This is a genomic window from Marinitenerispora sediminis (assembly GCF_003336425.1).
In the GTDB taxonomy this organism is placed as follows: domain Bacteria; phylum Actinomycetota; class Actinomycetes; order Streptosporangiales; family Streptosporangiaceae; genus Marinitenerispora; species Marinitenerispora sediminis.
The window spans coordinates 1-12,083 of sequence record NZ_QEIO01000154.1 but is presented as its reverse complement, the minus strand read 5'-3'; the positions used below and the strand labels follow the sequence as shown (position 1 = coordinate 12,083).

The 12,083-nt window shown below is 75.1% G+C and carries 10 protein-coding genes; 7 read left to right on the top strand and 3 right to left on the bottom strand.

The annotated features are described in order from the left end of the window. The first annotated feature begins 140 nt into the window (after nucleotides 1-140). The 6 genes from DEF28_RS22455 (at nucleotide 141) to DEF28_RS22430 (ending at nucleotide 7,648) form a co-directional block, all read left to right on the top strand. Nucleotides 141-491, top strand: a complete 351-nt coding sequence (locus DEF28_RS22455) for a YciI family protein (protein ID WP_114399867.1) — start codon at nucleotides 141-143, stop codon at nucleotides 489-491. Between the two features lie 47 nt (nucleotides 492-538). Then, a complete protein-coding gene (locus DEF28_RS22450) occupies nucleotides 539-1,789 on the top strand; it encodes an RNA polymerase sigma factor (RefSeq protein WP_258862314.1) in 1,251 nt (416 codons plus the stop codon). Between the two features lie 655 nt (nucleotides 1,790-2,444). Next, the gene (locus DEF28_RS22445) at nucleotides 2,445-3,197 is read left to right on the top strand and encodes a hypothetical protein (RefSeq protein WP_114399865.1); all 753 of its coding nucleotides are present in this window, start codon (nucleotides 2,445-2,447) and stop codon (nucleotides 3,195-3,197) included. Between the two features lie 257 nt (nucleotides 3,198-3,454). Next, on the top strand, nucleotides 3,455-4,372 hold the full coding sequence (locus DEF28_RS22440) for a sensor histidine kinase (RefSeq protein ID WP_147280509.1): 918 nt from the start codon (nucleotides 3,455-3,457) through the stop codon (nucleotides 4,370-4,372). Next, nucleotides 4,369-5,031 carry a response regulator transcription factor gene (locus DEF28_RS22435; RefSeq protein ID WP_114399869.1) on the top strand — a complete coding sequence of 221 codons (663 nt, stop codon included), beginning with the start codon at nucleotides 4,369-4,371 and terminating at the stop codon, nucleotides 5,029-5,031. Before DEF28_RS22440 ends, DEF28_RS22435 begins: the two co-directional genes overlap by 4 nt. Before the next feature lie 274 nt (nucleotides 5,032-5,305). After that, nucleotides 5,306-7,648, top strand: a complete 2,343-nt coding sequence (locus DEF28_RS22430) for a lysylphosphatidylglycerol synthase transmembrane domain-containing protein (protein WP_114399863.1) — start codon at nucleotides 5,306-5,308, stop codon at nucleotides 7,646-7,648. Nucleotides 7,649-7,738: 90 nt separating this feature from the next. On the opposite strand, the gene DEF28_RS22425 is transcribed toward DEF28_RS22430, so the two are convergent. Genes DEF28_RS22425 through DEF28_RS22415 form a run of 3 tightly spaced genes read right to left on the bottom strand, consistent with a single transcriptional unit; the run spans nucleotide 7,739 to nucleotide 10,898 of the window. After that, nucleotides 7,739-9,295, bottom strand: coding sequence for a tripartite tricarboxylate transporter permease (locus tag DEF28_RS22425; protein ID WP_114399862.1), 1,557 nt, complete (start codon nucleotides 9,293-9,295; stop codon nucleotides 7,739-7,741). Then, nucleotides 9,295-9,912, bottom strand: a complete 618-nt coding sequence (locus tag DEF28_RS22420) for a tripartite tricarboxylate transporter TctB family protein (RefSeq protein WP_114399861.1) — start codon at nucleotides 9,910-9,912, stop codon at nucleotides 9,295-9,297. The genes DEF28_RS22425 and DEF28_RS22420 overlap by 1 nt, the downstream gene beginning before the upstream one ends. Then, on the bottom strand, nucleotides 9,909-10,898 hold the full coding sequence (locus tag DEF28_RS22415) for a Bug family tripartite tricarboxylate transporter substrate binding protein (RefSeq protein WP_114399860.1): 990 nt from the start codon (nucleotides 10,896-10,898) through the stop codon (nucleotides 9,909-9,911). Before DEF28_RS22415 ends, DEF28_RS22420 begins: the two co-directional genes overlap by 4 nt. A gap of 377 nt (nucleotides 10,899-11,275) precedes the next feature. Between DEF28_RS22415 and DEF28_RS22410 the strand changes: the two genes are divergently transcribed. After that, a complete protein-coding gene (locus tag DEF28_RS22410) occupies nucleotides 11,276-12,049 on the top strand; it encodes an IclR family transcriptional regulator (RefSeq protein ID WP_233515483.1) in 774 nt (257 codons plus the stop codon). Nucleotides 12,050-12,083: the final 34 nt, after the last annotated feature.

Here is a 12,083-nt window from a genome sequence, read left to right as displayed (position 1 = left end):
CGGGTGAGGTGGGTGGCCGGCGAAGACCGACCCGGTCGGGGGCGCGCGAAAAATTTACGAGGCGCTGTCGATCTGGCGGTATCCCGTTCGTCGTCATGGTGTGCGGGCCCCACCGCACCAGGAAGTGACAGGAGTTCACCATGAAGTACATGCTGCTGATCAACGCCGGCGCGATCGACGCGGACGGCGGGGCCGCCGAGTGCGGTGTGCAGGAATGGATGGCCTACGACAAGGCGGTCCACGACGCGGGGATCTGGGTCTCCGGGGAGTCGCTGGCGGACCTGGTCACCGCCACTACCGTCCGGGTCGGCTCGGATGGGGAGCGCTCCGTCGTCGACGGGCCGTTCGCGGAGACCCGCGAGGTGCTCGGCGGTTTCTACGTCATCGACGTCCCGGATCTGGACGCGGCGCTGGACTGGGCGGCCCGCTGCCCTGGAGCACGCGGCAGCGGTTCGGTCGTGGTGCGGCCGGTCGCTGACTTCGGGGCCTGAGCGCGGTGCAGGGGCAGGCGCCGGGGGCCGGCAGGGCCGTGGAGTCGGTGTTCCGGGAGGAACATGGTCGGCTGCTGGCCACTCTCGTCCGCCGTTTCGGCGACCTGGACCTGGCCGAGGAGGTCGCCTCCGAAGCGATCGAGGCGGCGCTGGTGCACTGGCCGGTCCAGGGGGTCCCGGCCAGGCCCGGCGCCTGGCTGCTGACGACCGCCCGGCGCAAGGCCGTCGACCGGCTGCGGCGCGACCAGGCCTACGCCGCCCGGCTCGCCGCCCTCCAGGTGGAGGCGGACCGGGCGGCCCCCGCCCCGCCAGCGGACCTCAGCGCTGATCTTCCCGACGAACGGCTGCAGCTGTTCTTCACCTGCGCCCATCCGGCTCTGTCGGGCGAGGCGCGCGGGGCGCTCATGCTGCGCTGCCTGGCCGGGCTGACCACCCCGGAGGTCGCGCGGGCCTACCTCGTGCCGCCGGCGACGATGGCCCAGCGGATCGTCCGCGCGAAGAAGAAGATCCGCGAGGCCCGCATCCCGTTCAGGGTGCCCGGGGCTGACGAACTGCCCGGGCGGCTGCCGGGCGTGCTGCAGGTCCTGTACTCGCTCTTCACGGAGGGCTACGCGGCCAGCGCGGGCCCTGACCTGCAGCGGCCGGATGTCGCCGAGGAGGCCATCCGGTTGGCGCGGGTCCTGCGGCGGCTGCTGCCCGGCGAGCGGGAGGTCGCGGGGCTGCTCGCTCTGATGCTGCTGGTCCACGCGCGGCGGGCGGCGCGCACCGGGCCGGACGGCGAGCCTGTGCTGCTCCACGACCAGGACCGGAGCCGCTGGGACCGCGACATGATCGAAGAGGGGCTGGCGCTGGTCCCCGTCGCCTTGACCGGTGGTCCGGCCGGGCCGTACGGGGTGCAGGCCGCGATCGCTGCCCTGCATGCCGAGGCGCCGGACCTGGCGGCCACCGACTGGCCGCAGATCGTGGCGCTCTACGACGTACTGCTCGCGCTGGCTCCGTCTCCCGTCATCGCGCAGAACCGGGCGGCGGCCGTGGCGATGCGCGACGGCCCGGAAGCGGGACTGGCCCTGCTCGACGAGCTGGCCGGCGAGGATCTGCTGCGCGGCTACCATCCCTACCACGCCGCGCGGGCGGACCTGCTGGAGCGGCTCGGCCGGTTCGCCGAGGCCGCCGCGGCCTACCGGCAGGCGCTGGAACTGGCCGGCACCGAACCCGAACGGGCGCTCCTGCGACGCAGACTCGCCGCGGTCGAACCGCCCGCCCCGGGCGCCGAGGTGCACACATCGCGCGGGTGGTGACCCGCCTCCAGGGGACGGCTGGCCGCGGCGGTCGGGGCGGTAGGAGCGACGGGCGTCCCTGGCCGCGCGTCCGCCCTCAGTCCTGTGCGCGGGGTGAGGGCGGCCTCGGGCGCTGCGGATGCGCACCCAGCTGGTCTGGTACCGCGAGGACCGGAGCGGCCGGACCGCCATCCCGGCACGCGCCCTGCGGACGCGCGACCGGTGGCCGGAGCCGAACCCGCCCCCTGGGCTCCCGCTTCCGGCGCGCGGGCCGCACGCCCGTCACGCCGGCCCTGCTCCCCGCGCCGTGCCCGGCCCGCGCGTCCCCGGTCGGCGCGGACCGCCAGCCGACCCCAGCCGCAACCGGCGCGGGAGCCTGTGCACGCTCTCGGGGGAACATACGGTGGCCGCCAGAGCCGCCACCGCAATCACCGCCGGCGGTCAGGTACCTCCACAGGGCGTTCCTCGGTCGGACGACCGGCCCCCCGGAAGAACTTCCAGGAGCCGGAAACGTCGGGGACCGCCCCGGCCTGTCCGGGCCGCGGGCCGCCGCACGGAACCCCTCCGGCCTCATCGCCGCCCCTCCCTCCCCGGGCTGACCGACCCCCTACCAAAGAGACCGCGCTGGTCCCGAAGGGAGAATGCGGCCGCACCCGCCGCGGCCCAGGCTGGACGCATGACACCGCTCCATGACACCGACCGGGCGCCCGACCTCTCCGGGTTCCCCGGCCGCCGCATCGGCGGCGCGGCGCTCGTCGTCGCGCCGCTCCTGTGGTGCCTCGGCCTGGTCCTGCGCCACCTCGCCCTGCGCGGTGGCGCCTTCACCGACGCCGAGCTGCGCGCGTTCGACGCCCAGCCCTTCATGGCAGGCGCCCAGCTCGCCGCCTACGCCGAGTCGCCTCTCACGGCCACGGCCGCCCACGCCCTGTTCGCGGCGGGGGCGATGCTGCTGGTCCCCGCGTTCGCCGCCCTCGCCCGCCTGGCCGCCCCGCGGTCGCCGCGCCTGACCGCGGCGGGCGCCGTGCTCGTCGTCCTCGGGCTGCTGGGCCGGATGTACTCCGCGGGCGTCGACGCGACTGCCTTCGCCCTGGTGGACGACCTCGGCCTCGGCCCGGCGACGGCGACCGTGACCGCGGCCTACGTCGATATCTCCTACGGCCCGTGGCGGGTGCCGGTGACCGCCTACTTCGGGCAGTACATCGGGATACTGCTGCTGGCGGCCGGTCTCCACCGCGCGGGCGTGCTCGGGACGGGCCGCACCGTCCTGCTGCTGCTGTGGGGTGCGCTCTGGTGCGGGGTGCTGAAGGAGGCGACGCTGTTCGACTGCGCCGTCGCGGCGGCCGCGGCCGGGCTGGTGTTCGCGCCCGTGGGGGTGCGTGTCCTGCGCGGGGCGGCGGTGGGCACGCGGCCACGCCTCGCCAGCTGGTGAGCGGGTGGGGGACGGCGCCGCCGCGGCTAGGGTGAAGCGTGTGAGTGGCGAGCACGGTACCCGGCTGCCATCCGGCCGCGTCGTCCGGGTGCTGCGCCGGGTGGAACCCTACGCCCTCCCCCTGCTGGCCTTCTGCGGCGCCAGCTACCCGCTCCTCCTCCCGCCGTCCCATGCCGCTCTGCTGACCGGGTTCGACGCCGTTCCCGGCGGCGCCGCGTTCGGTCGGGCCGCTGGCGGCGCTGGCCGCGGTCGACGCCGTGCTCCGCGCCCCCGGGCCGATGACCGCCGTCGCCCTCTACCTCGTCGCGGTCCACGGGCGGCGTCGCGCCGTGGTCGCGGCCGCCGCGGTGACGACCGTCCTGGCCGTCGTCCCGCGGCCCGGAGTCGGGTGGGACTCGGCCCTGGGCGGCGCGCCGCTGTTCGTGTGGCTGCCGCTGGCGCTCGGGGCGTGGACCGCCGCCCGGGCCCGGGTGCTGACCGGGCTGCGGGAGCGGGCCGAGCAGCTCGAGCGCGAGCGGTCGGCACTGGCGGCGCGCACCCGTGCCGAGGAGCGGACCCGGATCGCCCGCGACATGCACGACGTCATCGCACACCGGGTGTCCCTCATCGTGCTACGGGCGGGGGCGCTGGAGGTCGGCGCACCGGACGGGGCCACCGCGGCCGAGGCGGAGCTGATCCGCCGGACCGGGCAGGACGCCCTCCTGCAGTTGCGCCATGTGCTCGGAGTGCTCGGCGGGGCGGGGGAGGCCGCGCCCGAGGGGACCGGCGCGCCCGGCGCCTCGCGGCCCCCGCCCACCCTCGCCGACCTGGCGGACCTGGTCGACCGGTCGCGGTCAGCCGGCGTCCCGGTCGAACTGGACGACCCGGGCGGGAGCCGCGCGGACGCGGCCGACGTCGTCGAGGAGCACACCGCTTACCGGGTCGTGCAGGAGGCGCTGACCAACGTGCACAAGTACGCGGGTGGTGCCCCGACCCGTGTCGTGGCGCGCCGGGGGTCCGGGGCCATCGAGGTCGCCGTGGAGAACGCCCTCCCCGAGCGTGCTCCGCTGGACCTGCCTGGAGCCGGGGCCGGCCTCACCGGGCTGCGGGAGCGTGTCGAGGCGCTGGGCGGCGACTTCCGGGCGGAGCCGACCGCGCAAGGCGGCTTCCGGGTGTGGGCGAGGCTGCCGACGTGATCCGGGTGCTCATCGCCGATGACGAGGCGCTGGTCCGCACCGGCCTGCGGATGATCCTGGAAGCGGCCGGCGACCTGGAGGTCGCGGGTGAGGCGGCGGACGGCGCGGAGGCCGTCGCCGCCGTCCGCCGCCTCCGGCCGGACGTGGTCCTGATGGACGTCCGCATGCCCCGGATGAACGGGGTGGCCGCGCTCAAGGCGATCAACCGCGAACCCGACCCGCCCAAGGTCGTCATGCTGACGACGTTCGACCTGGACGAGTACGTGTACGGCGCACTGCGCGCGCGGGCGGCGGGGTTCCTGCTCAAGGGGAGCGGGCCCCGGGAGCTGGTCGGCGCCGTCCGCGCGGTCGCCGACGGCACCGCCATCCTGGCCCCCGCCGTCACCCGGCGGCTGGTCGACGCCTTCGCCGAGCGCGACCCCGCTGCGGCGCGCGCCGCCCGCGACCGGCTGGCGCGGCTCACCGCGCGGGAGCGCGACGTCGTCGGCGGCGTGGCCCGGGGGTTGGCCAACGCCGGGATCGCCCGGGAGCTGGCGATGACCGAGACCACGGTCAAGGCCCACGTCAGCCGGTCCCTGGCCAAGCTCGGCCTGGCCAACCGGGTGCAGATCGCTCTGCTGGTGCGCGACGCCGAGCAGGGGGAGCGCGGCGGCGGCTGACGACAGAGGCAGCCCGGGTACGGCAGGACGGGAGCGACCGGCCGACCCGTGGCCGTCGGGCGACGGCGCGCCGGCCTCCGGGCCCGGGGCGGGTCGGTGCCGTGGCGCCGTAGTGTGGCGCGTATGCGCGGCGCAGGCGGGCGGAAGGCGAGCCGGGGCGCCCGGGCGGGCCAGTGGATGGCGGACACGCGACCGCGGCGGTCACCGGCAGGTCAGGGTGTCGGGCACTCTTGAGGACGTGAACGCAGGAACGGTCGACGCCGGGCAGCCGGCCATGACGCGGGGCGGGACGGCGCGGCGGCCGCTCGATCTGGTGCTGGCGCTGGTCGGGGTGCTCGTGGTCGCCGCGGTGCTGGTGCTCGTCAGGCTCACCGCCGCCGGAGTTCCGCGGCCGAGTGAGGCCGAGGAGCTGCGCGCCCTGCTCCCGTCCGCGCTGCTGGCGCTCGTGGCCGGGGTCGCCAACCTCACCGTCATCGTCCTGGCGTGCGCGGCGTCGGTCGAGCGGCTGGTGCACCGCCAGTTCCGCGACGTCGCCCGGGCGCTGACCGCGGCCGCGCTCGGCTACCTGCTCGCCATCGGGGTGAACGCCGTCACCGGCATGCTGGCGGGGCCGGGCGGGCTGCCCGCCGTGCTGGCCGGGACGGGGGCGGACGGGACGCTCGGCCATCCGCTGCACGGCTACCTCGCCAGCGTGGTGGCCTACGCGCGCGCCGCGACGCTCGGGCACCTGCCGCGGGTCCGCGCCGTCATCTGGGGCGGGATCGCGGTCACCGCGGCGTCGGTCCTGCTGTCTGGCTACGCCACCGCGCTGGCGCTGCTGCTCACCCTCGTGCTCGGGCTGACCAGCGCGCTGGTGGCCCGCTACGCCGTCGGCCTGGCCGGGCCGCCGCTGGCCACCGACCGGCTGGTGCGCGAGCTGCGCCGGTTCGGGTTCGAACCGCTCGGCCTGACCGCGCTCGGCACCGACCCCGAGGGCGACCAGCGCTATGCCGTCGACCTCGCGGACCGCCGTCTCGACCTCACCGTGCTGCGCGCGGACGTCTCCACCGGCGCCTGGAAGCGGCTCATCGGACGGCTGCTGCTGCGCGACCCGGCCGCGCCCCCCATGCTGCTCAGCCTGCGCCGGCGGGTCGAGCACGCCGCGCTGCTCGACTACGCCGCCGAGGCGGCCGGCGCGGCCGCGCCCCGGCTGCTCGCCGTGGGCGAGCTCGGCCCGGGGACCGCGGTGCTCGTCCGCGAGCACCGGCGCACCCGCCTCCTGGACGACATCCCCGCCGAGGAGATCACCGACCGCCTGCTGGCGGCGGTCTGGAGCGAGCTCGCCCTGCTGCACCGGCACCGGGTGGCGCACCGGAACCTGAGCGGGCGCACGATCGGGGTGCGCATGGACGGCCGGATCGTGTTCGCCCGCATCTCCAGCGGCAGCATCGCGGCCGGCACCCTCGCCGCCGGCCTGGACACCGCCGCGCTGCTCACCACACTGGCGCTGCGGGTCGGGGCGCGCCGCGCGGTCGGCACCGCCGTGCGGGAGCTGGGCACCGAGGCGGTGGCGGCCACCCTGCCATTCCTCCAGCCCGCCGGACTGCCGCGTGCCGTACGCGAGGACCTGCGCTCCGCGCGCGGCACGCTCGGCGAGATCCGCGCCGAGATCACCCGCGTCGCGCCGGACGCCCCGGCCGGCCCGGCGAAGCTGGAGCGGATGCGCCCGCGCACGGTGGTCAGCTTCGCGATCGCCGTGGTGGTCGGCGCCGTCCTCGTCTCGCAGCTCGCCGACGTCGACCTCACCACCATCCGGGACGCGTCGCTGTCGTGGTCGGCGGTGGCACTGCTGATGTCGGCGCTGTGCACGTTCGCCGCCGCGCTCGCGCTGATCGGGTTCGTGCCGATGCGGCTGCCGCTGTGGCGGACCGTGCTCGTCCAGCTCGCGGGGTCGTTCGTCCGGATCGCCGCGCCCGCCGGCCTCGGTTCGCTGGCGCTCAACACCCGCTACGTCACCCAGCAGGGCGCGTCCACCGCGCTGGCGATCTCGGCGGTCGGGGTCTCCCAGTTCGTCGGCCTGGTGACCCACGTGCCGCTGCTGCTGGTGTGCGCCTACCTGACCGGGACGGCATATCCGGCGGACTTCTCGCCCTCGGTCACCCTGATCGCGGTGGCGGCCGTGCTGTCCGTGCTCGTCGCCGCCGTGTTCGCGCTGCCCGGTCTGCGCCGGATGCTGCTGCGCCGGGTCCGCCCCTACTTCCAGGGCGTGCTGCCGCAGCTGCTCGACCTCGCGCAGCAGCCGCGCCGGCTGGCGCTCGGCCTGGGCGGGACGCTGCTGCTCACCCTGGCGTTCGTGCTCTGCCTGTACTGCTCGGTGCGGGCGTTCGGCGGCGACGCCCGGATCGCGGCGGTGGCCGTGGTGTTCCTGGCCGGCAACGCCCTGGGGTCGGCGGCGCCGTCGCCGGGCGGCCTGGGCGCGGTGGAGGCGGCCCTGCTGGGCGGGCTGACCGCGGTCGCCGGGGTGCCGGCGGGTGTGGCGCTGCCGGCCGTGCTGCTGTTCCGGCTGCTGACCTTCTGGCTGCCGGTGCTGCCGGGGTGGGCGGCCTTCCACCACCTGACCCGGCGGCGGGCCATCTGATCCGGGCGGCGGGGGCCCGGACATGCGACGGCCTGCGCCGCGGACGCCGGACCTCGGCGTCCGCGGCGCAGGCCGCGACCGGGGCGCGGGCTAGCTCGCGGCCCCGGCCTTGGAGCCCGGCACCGTCGCGGTGGCCCGGCGGCGGGCCCGGATCCGGTTGACGGCGACGATGACCCCGCCCAGCAGCAGTACCGCGTACAGGCCGACGCTGATCGCGCTGCCGAACAGCACCGTCACGTCGCCCTGCCCGACCGCGAGGGCGCGGCGCAGCTCCGACTCGGCCACCGGACCGAGGATCACCGCGATGAGCACCGGCGCGAGCGGGATGTCGTAGCGCCGCATCATGAACCCGACTAGCCCGAGCAGCAGCATGAACCACAGGTCGGTCATGGCCGAGCTCGCGGCGTAGACGCCGAGGACCGAGAACACGGTGATGCCGGCGTAGAGGTAGGGCTTGGGGATGAGCAGCAGCCGGGCCCACAGCGGGGCGAACGGCAGGTTGAGGATCAGCAGCATCACGCTGGCGATGAAGAGGCTGGCCAGCAGCGCCCACACCAGGTCGCCGTTGCGCTCGAAGAGCAGCGGTCCCGGCTGCATGCCGTACTGCTGGAAGGCGGCCAGCATGATCGCCGCCGTGCCGGAGGTGGGCAGGCCGAGGCCCAGGAGCGCGCCCATCGCGGTTCCCGCGGTGGCGCTGCCCGCCGACTCCGGCGCCGCGACACCCTCGATGGCGCCCTTCCCGAACTCGTTCTCGCGCCCTCCGCGCCGGGCGCGGCGCTCGGCCAGCTTCTTCTCGGTGCCGAAGGCGAGGAAGGTCGGGATCTCCGAGCCGCCGGAGGGGATCACGCCGAACGGGACACCGAACACGGTGCCGCGCAGCCAGGCCGGCAGGGTGCGCCGCAGGTCGGCCAGGCTCAGCCACGGGGTGCCGCTCCGCCGGAGCATGGACTCGTGCCCGTCGTCGGTGTGCGCGCGGGCCGCCACGTGCAGCACCTCGCCGATCGCCAGCAGGGCGACGGTGATGGTGATGATGCTGAAGCCCTCGAAGAGCTGCGGGATGCCCAGGGTGAACCGCTCGGCGCCGCTGAGCGAGTCGATGCCGACCAGCGAGATGCTGAGCCCGATGCCGAGCGCCACCAGGCCGCGGACCATGGACTGCGACACCACGGCCGAGGTGGCGATGAACGCGAACACGGCGAGCGCGAAGTACTCGGCCGGGCCGAACCGCAGCGCCAGCCCGATGATGGCGGGGGAGAAGAACGCGACCAGCGAGGTCGACAGGATGGCGCCGATGAACGCGCCGATGGCGGCGGTGGCCAGCGCCTGCGGGGCCCGGCCCCGGCGCGCCATCTTGTACCCCTCGATGGTGGTGGCGATGGCGGAGCTCTGACCGGGGGTGTTCATCAGGATCGCGGCGGTGGAGTCGCCGAACAGGCCGCCGTAGTAGACGGCGGCGAGCATGATGAACGCGCTGGTGGGGTCGAGCTGGAACGTGATGGGCAGCAGCAGCGCCACGGCCATGGAGGAGCCGAGGCCGGGCAGCACGCCCACAGCGGTGCCCAGCAGGACGCCGAGCAGCGCCCACAGCAGGTTCTCCGGGGTGAGGGCGTGGGAGAACCCGGTGAGCAGGTGATTGAGCGCGTCCACTAGAAGATGCCTCCGAAGACACCCGCCGGCAGGATCAGCCCGAGACCGGCGACGAAAGCGAGTTGGATGACAGAGGAGAAGACGAGGGAGAGGACGATGTCGAACAGCGTCCGCCGGCTGCCCATGGCGTAGCTGACGCCGAAGAACAGCAGCGCCGCGGACACGATCCAGCCGACCGGCTGCAGCAGCAGGATGAACACCACGATCGAGCCGACGACGATCGACACGGTCTTCCAGTCGGTGCGCGGCGCCGGCGCGGCGCCGGCCGGCGCGCCGGCTCCCGCGGCGTCGGCGTCGGCGTCGCCTCCGGGAGTGGTCTGCGCCGCGGCCTCGGCGGCCGGCGCGCCGGCCGCGGGCCGGGCCGGGCGGCGGATCACCTGGACGGCGAGCGCGATGCCGACGCCGAACATGAACACGGTGACGAGGGTCGGGAAGAACCGCGGGCCGGGGGACTCGACCCCGGGCGGTACGTGCATCGCGGCGGTCTGGAACGCGAGGAACGCGGCGAGGGCGATGACGAGCGCGGCGACCAGGAGTTCACTGCGGCCCTGCCACCAGCCGGGCCGCGCGGCGGCCGGAGCCGGCGCCGGCGTCGTGGTCGAGGTGTCGGTGGTCATGCGAGCCCCAGTTCTTCGGTGACGGTGGTGATGCGGTCGATCTCGGAGCCGAGGAACTCCTCGAACTCCGGCCCGGTCTGGAAGGTGTCGTCCCACCGGTTGCGCTCCAGGGTGTCCTGCCACTCCGGCGTCGCGCGCATCTCGGTGACGATCGCGGTGAGTTCCGCGCGCTCCTCGTCGGTGATGCCGGGCGGTGCCATGACGCCGCGCCAGTTGGGGAGCACCGCGTCGATGTCCTGCTCGGCGAGGGTGGGGGCGTCGATGCCCTCCACGCGCTCGTTCGCCGAGACGCCGAGGATGCGCACGTTGCCGGCCGAGACCTGGTCGGAGAACTCGTTGTAGCCGCTGATGCCGACGTCGATGCTGTGGGAGAGCAGCGAGGTGAGCGCCTGGCTACCGCCGGCGAACGGGATGTAGTTGATCTCCTGGGGGTCGGTCCCAACGTCGCGGCCGATCATGGCGGCGAGCAGGTGGTCGGTCCCGCCGAGCGAGCCGCCGCCGATCGCCACGGACCCGGGGTCCTCGCGCAGGGCCGCGGCGAGGTCGGACATGTCCTCGTAGGGGGAGTCGGCGGGGACGACGACGACCTCGTAGTCGTCGGCGAGCCGGGCGATGGGCGTGACGTCGTTGAGGGTGTGGGAGGACTGGTTGACGACGATGCCGCCGATCATGACCGTCCCGGTCACCATCAGCGTGTTCGCCCGGCCTTCCAGGCGGATCGCCTGGGCGAGCCCGATCGTGCCGCCGGCGCCGGGGACGTTGACGACCTGGGTGTTGGCGACGATGTCGCCTCCCCGGTAGGCGTTCTGCGACTCGCGCGCCACCAGGTCCCAGCCGCCGCCGGGGTCGGCGGGAACGATCATGGTGAGCCGCGCGCGGGCCTCCGAGGTGTTCTCGCCGGTCGACCCGGCGCTCACCACGGCGGCGCCGACGATGACGGCCGCGGCGGCCGCCCCTACGGCGCGCAGGATCAGGTGTTTGCTCATCAGGTGGCTCTTTCGGGTTGCGTCGTCGCGTGGTCCACTGTGTGGTCCGATAAGTCCGCAGTTCAGTCCGGCACATGATGCGCGTCACATGTCGGCCTGTCAAGCTGCGGTGCCGCCGGCAGGTGACCTGGCTCACGGCGGACCGCTGTCGCGAGCATGGTGCATTCCCGCAGTCAGGTACATCTTTCGGTCGTTTTGGTCATGTTCATCATTCTGGTCACGTGTCCCCGGTTGCGCAGTGCGCTCATGGGAGCGGGGTCACCGGACGCTGTGGGCGCGGACACGCGGGCGCCTCGTGGTCCGTCGGTGCGCGCTGTACCGTCTGGTGGTATGAATGGACTGCCAGATGGACCTGGACGTGTATCGGAGGTGATCGCGTGGCCACCGACGGTGAGAACGGGGCCGGCGTGCGCAGCGTGCTGCGCGCGCTCGACCTGCTCGCGCTGTTCGACGACCGCCACCAGCACCGCACCATCCGGGAGCTGACCGAGCACAGCGGGCTCGCCAAGAGCACCGTGCTGCGCCTGGTGGGCACCCTGGAGCAGCGCGGACTGCTGTGGAGCCGCCCCGACGGACGGATCGGGGTGGGCCCCGGACTGCTGCGGTGGGCCGGCCTGGCCCGCACCGCCTGGCAGGTCCCCGACGAGGTCCGCCAGATCATGCGCGAGCTCGTCGCCGAGACCGCGGAGACCGCCAACCTCTACGTCCGCAGCGACGTCGCCCGGGTCTGCGTCGCCCAGGAGGAGGGACCGCAGAACCTGCGGCACGTTCTCAACGTCGGCGACGAGCTGCCCCTCTGGGCGGGCGCGGCCGGCCGGGCGCTGCTGCTCGGCGCCGACGACGCGCTGCTGCGCCGGGTCGCCGCCGCCTCGCCGCAGGGCGCCCGCCACGCCGAGACGCTGCGCGCACGGGTCGCGGAGGTGCGCCGCGACGGCTACGCCGCCAGCCACGGCGAGCGCGAGACCGGCGTGTCCGGCGTCGCGGCGCCCGTGACCGCGGCCGGCGGCCGGGTGACGGCCGCCATCGCACTCGGCGGGCCCACCGCCCGCTTCACCCCCGCCGCCGTGACGGAGTTCGCCGCGGCGGTGTCCCGCGCCGCCGCCCGGATCTCCGACATCGGCCTGGAACCCGGCACCGGAGGCCGCCCGTGACGACCGACCCCCAGACCCCCGAGTCCCCGACCGC